Raw genomic sequence first — 20050 nt, 5'->3', positions numbered from 1 at the left:
ATTTATCATGCCTTTTTATCTAGAAATTATAATTTGTGTCTCGCTGTTGATTGGTGGCGTATTCTTGCTGATTGGCTCTTATGGTTTGGTTCGATTGCCAGACCTATATATGAGGCTACATAGCCCAACAAAAGCTTCCACACTTGGCATTACTGGGGTATTGCTGGCATCGATGATTTTCCAAAGCCATTTGAAAGGTTTTTTATCGATTCAAGAGCTGTTGATTACCTTGTTTCTTTTGATCACTGCGCCTGTGGCAGCCAACATGATTGCGAAAACAGCACTGCATCAGCGGACGCAGCCGGTGGAAAAAACCAAAAACCCAGAATTGATCGACATCGTTAGAGATCGCGAGTCACCTAAGCAATCTCAGCACGAGGAATAAGCAATTTCGCTACTAACGGGCTCTTCATGGGTTTATGGAAGAAGTAGCCTTGAAAAATCTCACATCCTAAAGACTTCAGCATGTTCACTTGCGGAGCGGTTTCTACGCCCTCCGCGACAATCAACAATTCCAAACTGCGTGCCAGATAAATAATCGTTTCGCAGATTTTTGCGTCTTCCGTATGAGAGTCGCACTCCTCCACAAACGACTGATCAATCTTTAAAATATCCAAAGGCAAACGCTTCAAGTAGCTTAATGAAGAGTAACCTGTTCCAAAGTCATCGACCGATATTTTTATGTTCAATGCTTTCAGTTCTGCCATCACATCGATGCAACGCTGAATATCTTGAAGCAATACCCCTTCGGTAATCTCAATTTCTAGATAGCGACCTTCAATACCGTAGTGCGATAACCTCTCAGAAATATAACTCACCAACGCATCCGAGACCAAATGCCGCCCGGATAAATTAACCGCAACAGGAACTATTGATAAATTCTGATCTCGCCACGCCTTGAGTTGCATTAAAGCTTGGTCAATGACCCATTCGTCTATTTTTATGATCAAGTCTGACTCTTCGGCAATGGGAATAAAATCCGCAGGAGGAACCAAGCCTTTCACAGGATGATTCCAACGAATTAGCACTTCTAACCCTAATATGTTGTCCTTTTCCATCTGCACTTTCGGCTGGTAAACCAAATAGAATTGTTCCGAAGCCAATGCGTCATTCACTTCTTTCTCAAAACTAAATTTTTTCGTCACGGCGTTGGTCATATTGGGGGTAAAGAATTGCGCATTATCTCGTCCTTTTTCTTTTGCCCAATACATCGCTATATCCGCTTGCTGAATCAGCTTATCCGCATCCAATACTTGCTCACCACTTCGCGCAATCCCAATACTGGTTGGAATCGTAAAGTACTGATCATTTAACTGAACCGGAACACGCATGATTTCGAGTATTTTCTCAGCGTGCTCAGACATTCGAGTGTCACTGACGCTGTGCGTCATCATCAAGACAAATTCATCCCCCCAACGAGCAATAACATCTCGTGAATCGGAGACAGCGGTTAGCCGTCTAGCCACCTCACACAACAGTTCATCACCTGCTTTATGCCCTAATGTGTCGTTGATGATTTTAAAGTTGTCCAAATCCAAAAACAGCAAACCAACGGATGTTTTTTGGCGGCTTGCAAACAGTAGCGCACTCACCAGTGAATCCATTAAATAGGTTCGATTATACAAACTGGTCAATGGATCGCTGTAAGCCAGAAACTTCAAACGTTGCTGCAACTTGGCGTGCCGCGTCATATCCCTAATATGAAGTGTGTACTCACTTTCTTGCAATGTCTTGGTATTTGCTTTGGTAATGGCTATTTCAGCAGGAAAATGGTGATTAGGACCACGCTGTAAACGAAAAGGGTTTCGTCTGTTTAAAATAAGCCCATTCGATGAAGAAAACCCCGAATTTAAGCTATCAAAAATTTTAATCCGGTCTTCTTCCAATACAAACAATCCAATAAAGCTTTTACCTTGAACTTGGGTCTTTAAACACCCAAACGTGCGCTCTGCGGCAGGGTTAAACTCCATAACAGAACCAAAACGGTTGATCGTAACAATACAATCCATAGAAGAATTCAAAATGGCCGATTTGCGCATCTCACTTTCTTGAAAACGCATCAATGCATCGTCACGCTGAGCAATTTCCGAGTTAACACGATCTATGACTTGATTGTACTTTCGCGCAATTTGCCCGACTTCTGTAAATGGCTCTTCAGGAACCGACTTGGAAAAGTCCGCGTTATTTTGCTGGTACTGCATGGAGGTCAACAAATCAAACAGCTCTGTAGTCGCTCTGTGCTCGGCCACATTCAAGCCTTGCTCTTCTTGCTCCTTAGTGGCTCGCAATGGCATATAGCGATTTAACAGCCACATGCCAGCGTAACCAACAATAAAGCAGTAAGCTCCAATAACCACAATGCCAAGCGCTTGCGTCCAAAGCTGTTCGGTAAAGCTCAAACCGTTTCCTATTTTGTCCGGCTGGCCAAACAACGCCACACTTAACGTTCCCCACATACCAGCAAATAAATGTGCGGGCACCACATCCAAAGCATCATCAAGACGCCAACGCTCCATAAATAGGCTGCCGTAATACACCACTACACCAGACACGCTTCCAATAACGACAGACGCAGCAGGCGAAACAACATGACAGGACGCGGTAATACCCACCAAACCGGCAATGGTGCCATTCAGCACAAAACCCACTTCCACATAACCGTCTCTAAAATAATTAATACCGGCCGCGATTAATCCCCCCACGCCGCCGAAATAAAGGTGTTCAAAATGATCATTGGCACATCGCTCGTCAATGCCAAAGTACTGCCGCCATTAAAACCAATCCAACCAAACCAAATTAACAAGGTCCCCAGAGCGGACAGCGGTAAATTGTTCCCCGGTGGTAAACGTATACCTTCCTCAAAACGCCCTAATCGAGGGCCAATAATAATGACCGCGGCCAAAGCAACCCAGCCACCCACCGAGTGCACCACGGTCGATCCTGCAAAATCAATAAAGCCAAGGTTTTCAAGCCAGCCACTTGGCCCTACTGAAGGGTATATACCGGACCATGCCCAATGCCCCACAACAGGGTAAATAATGGCACTTAATAATACGGTGATCGCCAGATAACCAATAAAAGTCATGCGTTCAGCTACGGCACCCGAGGTCAAGGTTGCCGCGGTGCCACAAAACATCATCTGAAAAAGAAAGAAACTGATTTCCCAAGGAGAGTGCTGGTCATCAAATAAGAAGTCACTGCTGCCAAACACACCAGCAACCGAATCCCCAAACATGATGCCAAAGCCAAACAACCAAAAAAGAGTGGTTGAGATAATAAAGTCGGATATGTTTTTTGCCGCGACGTTAATGCTGTTTTTACTGCGAATGCGGCCACTTTCTAAGCACAAAAAGCCAGCCTGCATCATAAACACCAATGCGGAGGCGACTAACAACCAATAGAATTCCGTCATATACACCCTAAATAGTAGAAATCGCACCAAAAAGATTCACGCAACATAACGAAGCGCCTAAAATGCACGCTGCATAAAAGCTCAAGTCTCAGAGTTCGACACTTGCCATCGCCACAAGGCCCTGTTTTTTATCATTCAATTGTTAAGCCAACTATTGGCAACTGGCCTCATCAGCATGCAATAAAAACAAAAAAGCCACTTAACAATGTATTAAGTGGCTGTTATTGCATAATGAATCATGCGGTCAAACGATCCGAAAATTAACCGTTTAAGGTAAGAACATTGGTCTTACTAATACGATGACGGTAAATCTCACGAAGATACTTAATTGCGTTTTTCACATTATTAATATCCAAACGGATATCATTAATAGACACAAAGCGTTGATTATTATCGATTAATTCACGGTATTTTTTCTCGTACATCGGCTTAATCGCGTACCAGTTAGTGTCTAAGATTTTTGCTGGATTCTCGTATGTCGTAAAAAACTTATCGACCAACGAATCATCAAACTCATCATCTTGAATCATCTGGATAATGGCTTTATCGATTTCGTCTGTGTAACGGTAATCATCACGAGCAAAACAGCGCTTCATGTAAGCCACCATAAGCGTTAAGAAGTCATCACTTAGGCATGGGCTTTTTGCGATCAATGTCGTTAATGACAAGTTTGCTGACGCACCAATAACCAAAGCATAGCGTTTCAACGTTGTATTAGGGCACAAACGGTTAAGATGCATTTTCAAACGATTCAATGCAGTAAACGACAGTTTGTAATCTCGCGGCAAAGAAATAATGGACACAATCGAAGAACAGTTTTTAAAGAAATGCAGGTGATTTAGTTCACTCGCATCGTAACCGCTCTTACGATAATTTTTGATCGCCTCACGATATCGATCTGATTCAACGGGCAATACACTCACCCCTTCAATCGCCGATGTGTCGTTATTAAAATGTGGCAACTCAATAGATCGACAGAACAAATCATCAATGTCGACTGTATCTTGGTGCGTCCCTTCACTCACAACACTTTCAGCGTAAGCAACCGCTACAGGACCAGCCAAACTCATAAACAAATCGTTGGCATCCAAACGGATGGTTTCAGCAATATCAATGCCGGCACGACGGAAATAGTCTTCATCGTAATCCGTTGTTACTGCTTGAGCGGTCAAAATATTAAAGATTTGTTGGGAAATATACTGGTTAGCGTATTTTTCCATCGTATTCACATCAATGTTATCAGCATCACCGCCATCTTCTTCTTCCGCATAACGCATAATGTCATTGGAAATCAACATCATGGAGTTCCACGGGCGGATGCGCTCCATCACATCTGCTGGTACTTCATCGTCTTCACGCTCTTCGTTGTAAGAGAAGTTCCACTCTTCTGAAATGTACTTCGTCAGTAAGCGGCCAGCATTAATGTGTAAGGCTTCTGAGATTTCAACATTTTTGCCAGAAATATTAGGCAAAATACAAATACCGGACGTGAAAATAGGTTCAAACACGAAACTATGGCGCTTGTCCGCCATTTGACTCTGATCAGAGCGGTAATCGAAGGTCTTACTCAAGTACGAGAACTGCTGAGCTAAACCAAATTCAGACGCCATACCAGAGCCCGTACCACCGCCTGCACTGAAGATATAAAAATACAGACGCGACTGATTTGCTTTAATGCCACAGGAGTCCACTAAATAAGAATGCATGTTCTTCCAGTGCTCATTGCGGAAAGTCGTTGCGTCTTTATTCAAAATTATTTTTGCAAGATACTGCCCTAAAATAGGCGCGTTACCCGCACCACCAGCATGAACTTCTGACAAGTCCATTATCTGCAACTTTTTGTATTCTTCTAAAAACTTCGTTCTACCTTCTTGGTTTGAAAAACGAATTCGCCCTTCAATGTCTTTATCCAAATCACCAAGTAAAACGATTGGTTCAATGAGAAAAACAGGCTTAAAGCCGTCTTTTCCTTCGATCGGAAGGTGTTTACGAATCCAACGCATTGGTCGGAACTCTCTTTCACTGTCTAAGATTTCTTGGCTTTCTACTTCTCGCATGTAGTTGGCTCTTGCATCGTAAACAAGCGATGCAACATCTAACGCGATATTTGATCCACAACGACCTAACCCAATTAGGCACACAGAGGGAAACACTTGATCATTAGTATTCTCTTCATCCGCCAATTGCGGGTGAATTCGATTACGAACAACATCCAGATTTTCTAAGATCTGCTCTAAGTTTGTCTCAGTAAAATAAAGGTGTTCTATTGGAAGATTTTCTTGGCTCATGCGGCATCCTTTTTGAAGCTAATAACTTACAACAGACAAATATTCACACCATTAACCAAAAAAGCTTGTTATTAAGCGGAAAGTTTACCCGTTAAATGCTCTACGTAATTCGTTGTCTTGTTAGTAGACATTGTGCAAACAATATCATCCTTAATATGGCAATGACACTAATATGCGATAGGTAGGTTTAAATTAACGTCAAAATAATCCGGACAGAGACGGCAAGAACCCCGATACACAGCGAACACGCTACGTCTTACTCGCATTCAAAGGAAGTGATTCGATTTAATGCGGTAAAAAAACGAATTTCTTTCTATTAAGATCATTTTTTGTACTACAATTTAAAAGATTTAAGATGATTTTTATAGGTGAGAGTTGTGTCCATTTCGTCGGTATCAAACAACCTTTTGTACATGCCTAGCTTTCCGTCTCAGGCAGATACAGACGTTCGCCCTGATTCAACTCGACAACAAGACCCTGTTCAATTGTCCGATAGAGCAAAACAAATGCTTTCAGCTCAGCGCCAGCCAACAGAGACGGACGAGTTAAACAAAGAAGAAGGCAAAGAATCTGTCCAGATTTCGTCCAGTATAGGTCGACTTTCTAGGGTGACTGGGTTGCAGCGAGAAGAGGTTGCGGCCTTGTATCGATCAATCGATAAATTAACCTAACCCCTTCTTCACCTATCGCTATTGACTGAACGCCATTAACTGAAGGTTAAATTATATTGTTCCGACACCAAGGAATCGGCTTCACGTTGTAAATTCGCTAGAGTTAATGGTCGGCTATCAAGCCACCCAGGCAAAAACTCAGCATGAAGGGTTTTGTTGTCCGCTTTTAAGGTAAAGATAGGCATATCGCCCTCTTTTCTGTCGTGGTGCAATAATATAGACAGCCTTAATAAAATAGACAGACGATCCAAATCCTGCTGGTCGCTCTTCGTGAAACGGTAATCCAAGGATTGCGAAAATTTTCGACGATGGCGCAATATCAAGTTTGCCAAAGCCTGTTGTTCCTGCTGCGAAAATCCAGGCATATCTGATTCGCTGATAATATATGCGCCGTGCTTATGGTATCGGCTATGAGAAATTCCAGCCCCAACCTCATGAAGCAAGCCAGCCCAACGTAGCAAATCTTCACTAGAGATGCTGTTTAGATTCCAATCTTCTTTTACCTGAGCCAAAGCAGACAAGGCGGTATGGGTCACTAATTTCGCTTGTTCTGTGTCGATATGATACTGGTTCAGCATGTAGTTAACGGTACGTTCACGAATATCAGTTTCAGCGTAACGCCCCATGATATCGTATAGAACGCCTTCCCTCAGCGCGCCGTTCGAGAAATCCATTTGTTTAATATCAAAGCATTCAAAGACCGCCGTCAATATGGCAATACCAGCAGCAAAAGTACTTTTACGCTCTGGCTTCAGTCCCACTAAATCAATGTTATCTGCATGACCAGCCGCAAATAATGCTTTCTGTATTTGCTTCAACGTTTTTAGAGTAATGCCTTTTTTACTCCAATTGTTCTCCTTGACTATATTAAAGGCCGCTTTGATCGTTCCAGACGAACCAATCGCCACATCCCATGTTTCATCAAGATAATCGTCTTGTATGCTCAATAGCTCCAATCGAGCGGCTGTCACCGCTTTTTGGAAGTTCGACTTATTGATCACGCCATCATCAAAGAATCGCTGTTTAAAGCTCACACACCCCATGTGAAGGCTTTCTGTCAGGATTGGCTCCAGTTGTTTGCCAATAATGAATTCTGTACTGCCACCACCGATGTCAACAACCAGTCGTTTGGCATCACCATGATCCATGGTTCGAGCGACACCCACATAAATCAATCGCGCCTCTTCCCGACCGGCAATAATTTCAACAGGGTGACTCATGATGTCCATGGCTTTGCCAATGAAATCATAGCGATTTTTCGCCACTCTTAATGCGTTGGTGCCCACTACACGAACAGAGCCTGGCGGCATGTCTTCGATAACCTGGGCAAACTGCGCCAAACAATCTAAGCCGCGTTGCTGTGACTCGTCGTCTAATCGACCATTCACTAAACCTGCGGCCAACTGAACCTTGTCGCCAAACTCTCCAGTAATACGTAATTGTCCATGTGTAACCTGAGCGACAACCATGTGGAAACTGTTCGACCCTAAATCAATGGCCGCAATTTTTTCAAACGGAAAGTCATGAGATTGTTGCAAAAAGAGTGATTGCATTCAGAAAGCCTTACGTTACAGAAGTCTTATTTAGAACAAGAGTATATCAGTTACTTGATGCTGTCATTGCCAACAAGCGGCCAAAAACAACATCAGATTAGATGAATTTTTTATAAAATTTTATCCGTTTTCTCGAAATGCAAGGGTTTAAAGCCATAAGAACGCCAAAAAAGCGAAGTAGATACGGAGAAACACCTTGCTTTGATCAAAAAATTACCAGAAAGTGTTTTTTTACTGAGTTTGACTATAGACCTCGCCTTTAAGTCGAACTATAGTATGGATGGTCTTAATTGCGATGTTTATACAAACATGCGCCATTAAGATCCCAATCAAATTGTTTCGCGCTGTATTGGCTTTGCCCTATCCGGGCTACTTTAAACCAGAACAACTATCTAACCATCTTGTTTTGTGTTTATGGGTGCCGAGTAGCTGATACATTGTTAGATACTTCCAGACACAAATTATTGTTATTTATTGATTAACTCTAATTCCGTCATTTTTCCTCAAATGAGCTAATACAAAACCCGTTTATGAACCTTACCGACTTAAAACAGAAATCAGTACACGAACTTTTAGACATCGCAGCAGAAATGGGCCTAGACAACATGGCTCGTTCACGTAAACAAGATGTTATTTTCTCAATCTTAAAGCGACATGCAAAAGGTGGAGAGGACATTTACGGCGACGGTATCTTAGAGATTCTTCAAGATGGCTTTGGCTTCCTTCGTTCACCGGACAGCTCATACTTAGCTGGCCCTGACGATATTTATGTATCTCCAAGCCAAATTAGACGATTTAACCTTCGTACTGGTGACACGATTGCCGGTAAGATTCGACCACCGAAAGATGGCGAACGCTACTTTGCTTTATTAAAAGTCAATGAAATCAACTTTGATAAACCAGAAAGTGTGCGTAACAAGATTCTTTTTGAAAACTTAACACCGTTGTTCCCAGATGAGCGCCTATTAATGGAAGCGGGTAATGGCTCGACTGAAGACGTAACATCTCGAATCATCGACCTTGTTGCTCCAATGGGTAAAGGTCAACGCGCCTTGGTGGTTTCTCCACCAAAAGCGGGTAAAACCTTCATGCTGCAAAACATCGCGAATGCGATCACTCGCAACAATCCAGAATGTCATTTGATCGTTTTATTGATCGATGAACGTCCTGAAGAAGTTACAGAAATGTCTCGTACCGTTCGCGGTGAAGTGGTCGCTTCTACATTTGACGAGCCACCTGCACGACACGTTCAAGTTGCCGAAATGGTCATCGAGAAAGCAAAACGTCTTGTAGAACACAAACGTGACGTGGTCATTTTGTTGGATTCCATTACTCGTTTGGCTCGAGCCTACAACACCGTCATTCCATCTTCCGGTAAAGTACTAACGGGTGGTGTCGATGCAAATGCTTTAGAACGTCCAAAACGCTTCTTTGGTGCAGCTCGTAACATTGAAGAAGGTGGCAGTTTAACCATCATCGCCACAGCGCTTGTTGATACAGGCTCGAAAATGGACGAAGTTATCTTTGAAGAATTTAAAGGTACTGGTAACTCTGAATTGCACTTAGACCGTAAGATCGCTGAAAAACGTACGTTCCCTGCGATTAATATTCGTCGCTCTGGCACTCGTCGTGAAGACCTTTTAACATCAGAAGATGAATTACAACGTATGTGGATTCTTCGTAAGCTGTTGAATCCTATGGAAGATGTTGCTGCGACAGAATTCCTTATCGATCGCCTGAAAGTCACTCAAACGAACGACGAGTTCTTTGAATCAATGAAAGGCAAAAACAAGTAAGTAGACTTTTTGCAGTAATAAAGTCTGCTATCAAAAACCACTTTCCGAAGTGGTTTTTTTTTACTTACACAATAAACATGATGCATTATCAACGTCTGCTCGCTTTCCGTATTCAAGGTAAGGGCAACCTATATTGGAGTAGTTTAAATGAAAGAGATTACCGCGACGGTAAACGCTGTCGAATTAATGAACCAAAATGTTTACCGCATTACCTTAAAAGTAGAAGACTTTACTTTTGAAGCGGGTCAATACTTAATGATTATGCTGCCCACAGGCGAACAAGTTCCTTACTCTATCGGCAGCGCACCGCATGAATTACCTACTTTAACCCTGTACGTGCTGGTTTCAGATCCTAGCTCACTGGCCAACAAAGTCGTTGAACACATTAAATCAAGCGACTCAATTACCATCAAAGCACCAGGTGGTGACTGCCATATTGCTAACGGTGTTTTAGAGACTGCCCCCGATAATATTTTATTGATCGCTGGCGGAACCGGATTTGCCCAAATTAAAAGTGTATTCAGCCATTTGGTGGAGCAGAACTTTACTGGGAACGTTTCCTTTTATTGGGGATTAAGAACCCCTATGGATGTTTTTGCTCAAGACTGGCTGGAAGAAGCACATAAATACACGCCTTTTTCACTGGATGTGATTGTCAATGACAGCAACGATGAGTGGCACGGCCGAAGCGGTTGGTTGTATGAAGCGGTTTTGGCAGACCATCCTGATCTAAGTAAAAGTGCGGCGTTTATCAGTGGCTCTGTCGGTATGGTATATGGAACACTGGATCAGCTGGAAGCAAAAGGGCTCAGCAAAGAGCGGTGTTTTTCTGATGTTTTTGCTTATGCGCCACACCCAGACAAACCAAAACTGTAAACAAAAAAAGAGGCAACACGTGTTGTCTCTTTTTTATCTACGGACGGTAATCGTAGAAAAATTACGCCGCAGTACGAACTGTGTCCCACAATGCTGTAATATTCTCTTGGTCTGCATCGGTAACGCCTTCTGCCACCAGCGTTTCTTGCAGGATACCCGTAAAAGCAGCGTCAAATTCGCTCTGCCCTTCACCTTCAACACTACTATGCAGCCCTAATAGACCCAGTAAATATGCACAGTAAAATAGCTGATCACCTTCTTCAGCGTGGTGCTCCATATCTCGTAATGTGTCACACAATTGGTCTGCGCGCTCTGCAAAAGTCATCGTCATATTCCATCTCACCATGTTCGTTTTTTATCGCCTGCAATACAAAAAAGCTGGGGAGTGCCCAGCTTTTTTACGCTCATTACTTGCGAAGTAGATTAAGGTTTTAGCTTTAAGGTTTCTAGCGTTTTAGCACGAATAGAAAGAAGCAAGTCTGTATTGTCTACCAATGATTCACCGTAGGACGGAACCATTTCTTTCATTTTAGATTGCCAATCAGCCGACTTAACACGCTCAACAAAACAGCGCTCTAGAATACCAATCATAGTATTCACCGTCGTTGATGCTCCAGGAGAAGCGCCTAGCAATGCCGCAAGAGAACCGTCTTCTGTCGTAATGGCTTCAGTACCAAACTCCAGTTTGCCGCCCGTTTTATCGTCTTTCTTGATAATTTGAACGCGCTGTCCAGCGTAAGCCAACTCCCAATCTTCGTCTTTTGCATCAGGGAAAAATTGACGCAATGAATTACAACGATCTTTATGAGATTGCATCACTTCACTGATCAAATAACGAGTCAGATCCATGTTGTTTTTACCAACGCTTAACATGGGTTTAATGTTGTCAAAGCGCACACTCTTCGGTAAATCAAAGAACGACCCTGTTTTCAAAAACTTGGTCGTAAAACCAGCAAAAGGACCAAATAAGATGGCTTTTTTGCCATCAATAATCCGAGTGTCTAAATGCGGTACAGACATAGGCGGCGCACCAATAGGCGCAGCACCATACACTTTAGCAAAGTGCTGTTCTACCAATTCAGGTTTCTCACACACTAGCCACTGACCACTAACAGGGAATCCACCAAAACCTTTCCCTTCCTTAACTTCTGCTTTTTGCAGCAAAGGCAACGCCCCGCCACCGGCGCCTAAAAAGACAAATTTTGCGTCAACCGTTGTACGAGCGCCATTTTGTTCAAGTGTGACATCCCATCGACCATCCGCACGTTTCTGCAGATCTTTTACTTCGCAGTTCAATTCTAGATCGAAGTTTTCTAGGGCTTCTAAATGCTTGCTCATATTACGAGCAATGGCACCAAAGTTGACATCAGCACCGTGTTCCACTCGTGTCGCTGCAAGAGGCTCACTGTCATCACGATTGTTCATAACAAGAGGCATCCACTCCTGCATTTTTTCACGATCTTCTGTGTATTGCATTTCTTTAAAAGCAGGATGCGAACTCATTGCGTCATAACGTGCTTTTAACATTTTGACGTTGCGCTCACCCCAAACAAAACTTTGATGAGGCACACGATGGATAAATTCTTGTGGCGCAGGCATCAGACCTTGTTCGACTAGGTAAGACCAAAATTGAAGGCTAATTTCAAAAGCCGCGTTGATATTCACCGCTTTATCAATGTTAACGGAGCCATCAGCATTTTCAGACGTGTAGTTTAACTCGCAGTATGCGGCATGGCCTGTACCAGCATTGTTCCAGCCATCTGTACTTTCTTTTGCAACGCTTCCTAAACGCTCGACCATCAACATGGTCATGCTAGGATCCAATTGCTTTAGTAACACTCCTAGGGTGGTGCTCATAGCACCTCCCCCGACTAGTAAAACGTCTACAGAATTTGAGGTCATATGATTTCGCCGTGTCATAGCCAATTGTGAATTTGAGAGTGGCGGAGAAATTAGGCTTTTGGCCAACAGCAGATATGTCGAATCCACTGTCTGCTTCTCCACTCCCCTCTTCAGAACGCCTTTGCTCGTATGCTGAAGTTAACAAACTAACAGCGGTTAAGGGATTCTGAGCAGGTGTGATTTGATTATACGGATTTTGAAAAACAATGTCTTGAGACCTTAGTATAAGAATGTAGATATATCCACATTTCAACACTCATGATTCCAGACATTTTATTGACTTTAGCGACAAGAAGGACGATGTTAGCAACATTAATAAAAAACATGCTTCGATTATGCTGCTATATTGAATTAAAAATATTCAATATAAATATACTAAATCCTCTCCATTTAGATACTGAGGAGTATGACGATGAAAGCACAAGATATCATGGTAAAAAATGTCATCTGTGTGGACATGGATGAACGCTTACCGGTTGTGAAAAACCTCATGCAGAGCAACGGCTTTCACCACCTTCCTGTCACCGAAAAGGGCAAATTGGTTGGTATCATATCAGACAGAGATTTACTGCGCTTGATTAGCCCTTTTATTGACAGTGTTTCTGAGCAAGCCAGAGACTTAGACACGCTTAATCGAGCCGCACATCAAGTCATGACACGCCAACCCATTACAGTAAAAGCAGACACGCCAGTGGAGGACATTGTTGCTTGGCTAAAACGAGTAGACATTTCCTGCTTACCCGTCACCGACAACGAAGAACATGTCATTGGCATCATATCGTGGCGCGATCTAGTCAATCACGCCACGTTTAAAGATTAGTGGGTTTGTGCTTGGTCGCCCAATAAACCCACAAAATCGCTTTCTGTGAACTCATATTTTTCAGCACAGAACTGACAATCTACCTTGATGCTGCCTTGTTCAATTAAAAGCTCACGAATTTCTTCTGTTCCAAGGGACATCACAGCATCCAACGTACGCTGGCGGGAACAAGAGCAACCAAACTGCATTGTCTTGATGTCATACAATCGCACTTCTTCTTCATGGTACAAGCGATGCAGCAGTTCACCCGTTTCAAGGCCCAGAAGTTCTTCTTCCTTCACGGTGGACGCCAAATGAGTTAAGCGCTCCCAGGCATCTTCATCGCCCTCTTTCGCTTGCTCTTCAGGTAAACGCTGTAAGAATAAACCACCGCATTGTGCACCATTCGCCGCCAGCCACACTCGGCTTGGCAATTGCTCAGATTGTGAGAAATATTGCTCAAGGCATTCACCCAACGTATCACCAACAATCTCAACAATGCCTTGATAGCGCTGTCCATTGCGAGGCTGAATCGTAATGGCTAAGTACCCACCTTCAAGCACCTCTTTTAACGAAATCACATCAGGAACGTCTTGAGATTCATCCCATTGCGCAATACCACGAAGATTTTGATGCTCATCGCATTCCGTCATCAAAGTCGATAAAAAACCATTACCTTTGGCTTGAATAGACAACACACCGTCTATTTTAACAATGTCTCGCAATAGCGCGATTGCTACAACAAACTCACCAAGGAGTTTTTCTAATGCCAGCGGATAGTCTTTACGCTTAATAATTTCTTGATAAGCATCATTTAATAACACACGTTCACCACGAACATTGCTGTTATCAAAAGAAAAACGCTGTATTTCATTTATGGTTGGATTATTCACAAAGCACACCTTGTCTGGCGCAAGCCTGACGTAAAAAGTTCAAATTAATAATCCCGCCATTTTACCCTTGAGCAACGCAATCATCCACTTTAAACAGTGATAACTGGGAATATGTACTGGGAATATGCACGCTTGCTATTTCGTTTACTTTGACAGCACTCTAAAATGTTCGCATTGTGCTTTCTATTGAAAAGACGATTAAAACGATCCACATCACTTCTCATTCATCGAGATAAGAGATTTCGAGTTTTTATGATCCAATTTACGGAAGTTAGTTTACAGCGCGGCACCCAATTTTTACTGGAAGAGGCTACGCTCACCATTTTTGAAGGCCAAAAAGTGGGACTTATCGGTGCCAATGGCGCTGGAAAATCGTCTTTATTTGCCATGATCAAAGGCGAACTACACGCCGACACTGGCGAAGTAATTTTACCAGGCCAACGTCGCATCGCCTTTATGGCCCAGGAAGTAGAAGAGACTCAACGCAGTGCGCTAGGCGTATTGTTTGGATGGCGATGATCGACTCAGAGACGCAGAAAGCCATATTGCCAAAGCACAAGCAAACAACGACGATCAGTGCCCATGCCCATTGGTTAGGAGAGTACGAAAACGCCCACGGTTATACGGCACAATCACCCGGGGAGACTCTACCGCGAAGGTCTAGGCTTCAAAATGGCAGACATGAAAAGACCAGTGTCAGATTTCTCAGGTGGTTGGCGCATTCGTCTAAACCTTGCCAAAGCCTTGATGTGTCCTTCCGACGTTCTCTTGCTTGACGAACCAACCAGCCATTTGGATTTGGATGCGGTTATGTGGCTGGAAAACTGGCTACGCCAATATCCGGGAACGCTGCTACTTATTTCCCATGACCGTGATTTTTTAGACGGTATCTGTAGTCATATTGTTCATCTTTATCAAAAACAGCTAGTGCTTTATAAAGGCAACACTATTCCGACTACGAGCGCCAACGCGCGGAACATCTAGCGCAACAACAAGCCAACTATGAGAAACAACAAGAGAAACGCGCGCATTTACAACAATATGTGGACCGCTTCCGGTATAAAGCAGACAAGGCCAAAACAAGCAACAAAGCCGTCTGAAAATGCTTGAGAAAATGGAAATTATTGGTCCAGCTCCATATTGACTCGCAATTTGAATTTTCGATTCCACAGCGGCCGAAAAAACATCTCAACTGTTGGTCAATTTATCGGAAGCTGACCTAGGTTATACGTCTGAATCTGGCGCTAAAACCGTTCAGCTTGGCAAGACCAACCTCGCCCTTCGTGATGGACAACGCACTGGCCTGCTTGGTCCAAACGGCGCCGAGCAGACCGGACTCTAATCAAATCCATTGTTGGCGAAATAGGTGTATTGGCGGGCGATCGAATCTTGGGAGAGAATCTAAAAATCGGTTACTTTCTCCACAGCACCAACTCCAAGCGCCCTCGATTTAGACGCTTCGCCATTGCTCCATATCCAACGCCTCACTCCCAAAATACTTGAAAGTGACATTCGTCGTTATCTTGGTGGTTTTGGCTTTATTGGTGATGACGCACTTCGTCCCGTCAAAGGCTTTTCTGGAGGAGAAAAAAGCCCGTCTTGCCTTATCGTTAATCTCTTGGACAAAACCAAACTTATTGGTGCTTGATGAGCCAACCAACCACTTGGACATTGAAATGCGTCAGGCCTTAACCGAGGCCTTACTAAGAGTTTCCTGGCTCAATCTTATTGGTGTCTCACGATCGCCATTTATTGAACAGCACCGTTGATGAGTTTTACCTTGTCGCTGACAACAAAATCCAAGCCTTCGACGGTGATCTGCCCACTTATCATGCATGGTTGCAAGCAAGACAAGCCACGGCGGCGCAGCTAGAAAAAGGCGAACAAGCTGGGGATAAAATCGACAAAGTGGACCGCAAAGAAGAGCGCCGCAAAGCCGCTGAAATGCGAGAAAAATTACGCCCTCTTCGTAAACAAATTGAAAAACACGAAAAAGCCGTTCAAACAGCGCAAGAGCATCTTGATCGAATTTCTGAGGACATGGCGGACTCAAGCCTTTATGAAGCGGACCAAAGGGACAAGCTACAAAAACTCCTAAGCGAAGAAGCCAAGTGGAAAAAAGCCCAAGCAGAAAGTGAAGAAGCGTGGTTTGAAGCACAAGAGCAACTCGAAGAAGCGGAAGCGCTATTGTTGTGAAATTAACCAACCTTATTGGGTGACTTCGCTAAAAAAGAGAGAATAAACAAAGACTAAGTGCTATTAATCTGTAAAGTTTTGCTCTAACACAACGCTTTTACAAAGGCACTGTCTTAATATTGTAACAATACTAAAGTACATTCATACACAGCGAAAAGGAGAGATATTGGATGACATTTCCATACACTCGTATGCGCCGAATGCGTAAAAATGATTTTTCTCGCCGCCTGATGCGCGAGCATCGCCTAACTGCAGACGACTTAATCTACCCCATGTTTATTATCGAAGGCCAAAATGTGCGCGAAGCCATTCCTTCAATGCCAAACATTGAGCGCCTATCCATCGACTTACTACTTTTAGAAGCAAAAGAACTGGTCGAATTGGGTATTCCAACGATTGCATTATTTCCTGTCATCGAAAGCGACAAAAAGTCATTGCTCGCCGAAGAAGCTTACAACCCAAATGGATTGGTACAACGGGCCGTTCGCGCGCTAAAAGCTGACTTCCCTGAACTTGGCGTATTAACAGATGTGGCGCTGGATCCTTATACCACCCACGGCCAAGATGGCATCATTGACGATAGCGGTTACGTTTTAAACGACATCACCGTTGACACGCTTGTCAAGCAAGCCTTATCCCATGCGCAAGCTGGCGCTGATGTTGTTGCACCATCAGACATGATGGATGGGCGCATTGGTGAAATACGCGATGAACTGGAAGCCGAAGGTTTTATTAACACCTTAATCATGGCCTACGCCGCCAAATACGCCTCTGCGTATTACGGCCCTTTCCGTGATGCAATTGGATCAAGTGGCAACCTTGGTAAAGGCAATAAATTTACCTACCAAATCGACCCGGCCAATTCTAACGAAGCCATTCGCGAAGTGATGCTCGACATAGAAGAAGGCGCCGACATGGTCATGGTAAAACCCGGTATGCCTTACATAGACATTGTACGTCGAGTTAAAACTGAGCTTGAAGTGCCAACTTTCGCATATCAAGTAAGCGGTGAATACGCCATGCACATGGCCGCTTTTCAAAACGGTTGGCTAGATAAAAACACAGTAATGATGGAATCACTACTGGCATTCAAACGCGCTGGTGCAGATGGCATCCTTACCTATTTCGCAAAAGATGCAGCACGCCTGCTAAAAAGTTAACAATTCAACCTTTTAGTGAAATAAGTACATTGAATCGGTGACCAGCAGGCTGCGTTGGTGTAATTTGTTAGTATATGCCTACATTTGTAGGCAAAAGGAACAAGCATACCAACAACACTATAAAATGGTATTTAGAGAGAATATAAGCACATGTCTGAGCAGTCGGTGAACGAAATAGATAAAAAAGAATCCACGCCTAGCGTCCCTCTGGAGCTGGACGCTGAATTGGTATTGGAACCCATTCCGGAACAACCTCAAGACCCTAACAAAATAGCAATTGAGGAGCGTCTCCCAGAAGAAATTGATCTGGCGGATCCAGAACTCTATTTCAACCGCGAGCTGAGTCACCTCCAATTTAACGCTCGAGTGCTTGAGCAGGCCATGGACGAAAACCACCCTATCCTAAACAGATTAATGTTTTTGTGCATTTTTAGCTCTAACATGGATGAATTTTTTGAAATCCGTGTCGCGGGTCTAAAAAGCCAATTGGAATACAGCCGTGAAAAAAATGGCCCCGATGGGATGCACCCCAAGAAAGTACTCGGTCTAATTAGCGAACATGCTCACAAGCTAGTACGTCGCCAATACCGAATTCTCAACGATATTATTTTGCCTAAGCTAGCAACAGAAAACGTTAAGTTTATTCGTCGTACTGTTTGGAACGAAAAACAAGCCGCTTGGGTGAAACGATACTTCCGCGATAACGTATTGCCTATTATCAGCCCAATTGGCCTTGACCCAGCTCACCCATTTCCTCGACTGGCAAACAAAACCTTCAACTTCGTAGTCGAATTAGAAGGTCGTGATGCTTTTGGACGTGAAAACGGCTTAGCCATTGTGCCTGCACCAAGTTCATTACCCCGCTTGGTAAAATTACCTGATGACGTCTGCGAAGGTGGAGACAATCTGGTCTTTCTGTCTTCTATTATCCACGCTCATGCGGATCAATTATTCCCTGGCATGACGGTCAAAGGGTGTTTCCAATTCCGGCTTACTCGTAACGCTGACTTAGAAGTAGATTCAGACGACATCGGCGTCGATTTGGCAGGCGCGCTACGTACAGAACTACAAAGTCGCCATTACGGCAGTTCAGTACGTTTAGAAATCGCAGAAAACTGCCCTCTCCATATTGTCGACTCTCTGTTAAAACAGTTTGATCTAGAGCAACAAGATCTATACCGCATTGACGGCCCTGTTAACCTCAGTCGTCTTATGGCAGTCCTTGAGCTCGTTGATCGTCCTGACCTGATGTACCCTCCTTTTTCTCCAGGGCTGCCACGCAAACTGGCCAGCTCTGGCGGCTTATTTGAGGCGATTCATCAACGCGACTATCTACTCATGCACCCGTTTGAAAGCTTTTCACCTGTCATTGATTTATTAAGCGAAGCAGCCAAAGACCCCAATGTGGTTGCTATCCGTCAAACTCTTTATCGAACAGGTTCACGCTCACCAATTGCCAACGCATTGGTGGAAGCCGCTCGAAACGGCAAAGAAGTTACTGTAGTCATCGAATTGCGTGCTCGCTTCGACGAGGCTGAGAACTTAGCGCTTGCAAGCCGCTTACAAGACGCAGGTGCAATTGTGGTTTATGGTGTTGTTCGACATAAAACCCACGCGAAAATGATTCTAATCGTCCGTCGTGAAGGTGCTGACTTAACTCGCTATGTTCACTTAGGCACAGGCAACTATCACGCAGGTAACGCTCGTCTTTACACAGACTATAGTTTCATGACATGTGATAAAGAGATTGGTGACGATGTTCATCGTGTCTTCCAGCAACTAACGGGAATGAGTAAAGAGTTAAAGGTGAAAAAGCTATTGCACGCCCCTTTTACTCTTCGCGACCGCTTATTGGAAATGATCAACAGAGAGGCAGAAAATGCGCTAAGAGGCGAACCCTCTCGAATCATCATAAAAGTAAACTCACTGACAGAGCAGAGGCTGGTTCAATCGCTTTATAAAGCTTCTCAAGCTGGTGTAAAAATCGACCTGATTGTTCGAGGCATTTGTACGTTACGACCTGGTATTAAAGGCATATCTTCTAATATTAGAGTAAGAAGCATCATAGGACGTTTCCTAGAACATACCCGCGTCTACTACTTCTACAACAACCGAAACCCTCAAGTGTATTTATCTAGTGCTGACGGCATGGATCGTAACCTCAATAACCGTATTGAAGTCGCCTTTCCTCTTCAAGATTATAAACAGACTCGCCGAGTGAAAAAGGAACTAGAGTATTACCTAACAGATAATACGCAAAGCTGGATTTTACAAAGCGATGGCTCATATCAGCTATCCAAGCCAAGAAAAGGCGAATACCGTAGCGCTCAACGGGCGCTATTAAGTGAACTAGCAGACAACACACGATAAATAGTTACTTTTAAACATAAGCTCAGCATTAGCTGGGCTTTTTTTGTGTATAAAATTAGGAGTTATCCTCAGAATATTCCAATAAAAACAAAATAGAGTCGGAGTAAGTAAAACGAAGGAAAAATAAATATTCG

Annotated in this window: 13 protein-coding genes and 2 pseudogenes; 8 read left to right on the top strand and 7 right to left on the bottom strand. The window is 43.6% G+C overall.

Annotation, left to right across the window (positions count from 1 at the left end):
- The first annotated feature begins 7 nt into the window (after positions 1-7).
- Positions 8-385 carry a Na+/H+ antiporter subunit G gene (locus N5P32_RS08380; RefSeq protein ID WP_265728638.1) on the top strand — a complete coding sequence of 126 codons (378 nt, stop codon included), beginning with the start codon at positions 8-10 and terminating at the stop codon, positions 383-385.
- Here the strand turns inward: N5P32_RS08380 and N5P32_RS18200 are convergent.
- From N5P32_RS18200 to N5P32_RS08365, 3 genes and pseudogenes are all read right to left on the bottom strand, one after another.
- A complete protein-coding gene (locus N5P32_RS18200; protein WP_409371091.1) occupies positions 360-1604 on the bottom strand; it encodes a putative bifunctional diguanylate cyclase/phosphodiesterase in 1245 nt (414 codons plus the stop codon). The genes N5P32_RS08380 and N5P32_RS18200 overlap by 26 nt on opposite strands.
- 114 nt (positions 1605-1718) lie before the next feature.
- Positions 1719-3364, bottom strand: a pseudogene (gene amt, locus N5P32_RS08370) (ammonium transporter); the annotation flags it as partial.
- 308 nt (positions 3365-3672) lie between these two features.
- Positions 3673-5700, bottom strand: coding sequence for a hypothetical protein (locus tag N5P32_RS08365; protein ID WP_265728637.1), 2028 nt, complete (start codon positions 5698-5700; stop codon positions 3673-3675).
- Between the two features lie 377 nt (positions 5701-6077).
- Between N5P32_RS08365 and N5P32_RS08360 the strand changes: the two genes are divergently transcribed.
- The gene (locus N5P32_RS08360) at positions 6078-6371 is read left to right on the top strand and encodes a hypothetical protein (protein WP_265728636.1); all 294 of its coding nucleotides are present in this window, start codon (positions 6078-6080) and stop codon (positions 6369-6371) included.
- 35 nt (positions 6372-6406) lie between these two features.
- On the opposite strand, the gene N5P32_RS08355 is transcribed toward N5P32_RS08360, so the two are convergent.
- Positions 6407-7924, bottom strand: coding sequence for a Ppx/GppA phosphatase family protein (locus N5P32_RS08355; RefSeq protein ID WP_265728635.1), 1518 nt, complete (start codon positions 7922-7924; stop codon positions 6407-6409).
- Between the two features lie 530 nt (positions 7925-8454).
- On the opposite strand from N5P32_RS08355, the gene rho reads away from it, so the two are divergent.
- Positions 8455-9720: a transcription termination factor Rho gene (gene rho, locus N5P32_RS08350; protein WP_110576109.1), complete on the top strand. Its 1266-nt coding sequence runs from the start codon at positions 8455-8457 to the stop codon at positions 9718-9720.
- A 147-nt stretch (positions 9721-9867) separates the two neighbouring features.
- A complete protein-coding gene (locus N5P32_RS08345; protein ID WP_265728634.1) occupies positions 9868-10596 on the top strand; it encodes an NAD(P)H-flavin reductase in 729 nt (242 codons plus the stop codon).
- Positions 10597-10657: 61 nt separating this feature from the next.
- On the opposite strand, the gene N5P32_RS08340 is transcribed toward N5P32_RS08345, so the two are convergent.
- Positions 10658-10927, bottom strand: coding sequence for a hypothetical protein (locus N5P32_RS08340; RefSeq protein ID WP_265728633.1), 270 nt, complete (start codon positions 10925-10927; stop codon positions 10658-10660).
- A gap of 92 nt (positions 10928-11019) precedes the next feature.
- Entirely contained in the window at positions 11020-12522 is a 1503-nt protein-coding gene (mqo, locus tag N5P32_RS08335) for a malate dehydrogenase (quinone) (RefSeq protein WP_265728677.1), read from the bottom strand.
- Positions 12523-12910: 388 nt separating this feature from the next.
- Here mqo and N5P32_RS08330 point away from each other — a divergent pair, with 388 nt between their 5' ends.
- The gene (locus tag N5P32_RS08330; protein WP_265728632.1) at positions 12911-13318 is read left to right on the top strand and encodes a CBS domain-containing protein; all 408 of its coding nucleotides are present in this window, start codon (positions 12911-12913) and stop codon (positions 13316-13318) included.
- Here N5P32_RS08330 and hslO read toward each other — a convergent pair.
- Complete coding sequence (gene hslO, locus N5P32_RS08325; RefSeq protein WP_265728631.1) at positions 13315-14190, bottom strand: Hsp33 family molecular chaperone HslO; 876 nt, start codon at positions 14188-14190, stop codon at positions 13315-13317. The genes N5P32_RS08330 and hslO overlap by 4 nt on opposite strands.
- A 252-nt stretch (positions 14191-14442) precedes the next feature.
- Between hslO and N5P32_RS18195 the strand changes: the two are divergent.
- The 3 genes and pseudogenes from N5P32_RS18195 (at position 14443) to ppk1 (ending at position 19916) form a co-directional block, all read left to right on the top strand.
- A pseudogene (locus N5P32_RS18195) lies at positions 14443-16386 on the top strand (ATP-binding cassette domain-containing protein).
- A 170-nt stretch (positions 16387-16556) separates the two neighbouring features.
- On the top strand, positions 16557-17546 hold the full coding sequence (gene hemB / locus N5P32_RS08315; RefSeq protein WP_265728630.1) for a porphobilinogen synthase: 990 nt from the start codon (positions 16557-16559) through the stop codon (positions 17544-17546).
- A 150-nt stretch (positions 17547-17696) separates the two neighbouring features.
- On the top strand, positions 17697-19916 hold the full coding sequence (gene ppk1 / locus N5P32_RS08310; RefSeq protein WP_265728629.1) for a polyphosphate kinase 1: 2220 nt from the start codon (positions 17697-17699) through the stop codon (positions 19914-19916).
- The last annotated feature ends 134 nt before the right edge of the window (positions 19917-20050 follow it).

It is taken from the genome of Marinomonas pontica (assembly GCF_026191375.1).
In the GTDB taxonomy this organism is placed as follows: domain Bacteria; phylum Pseudomonadota; class Gammaproteobacteria; order Pseudomonadales; family Marinomonadaceae; genus Marinomonas; species Marinomonas pontica.
Note: the sequence above shows the minus strand (reverse complement) of the source record. Positions and strands in the feature narration are given on the sequence as shown.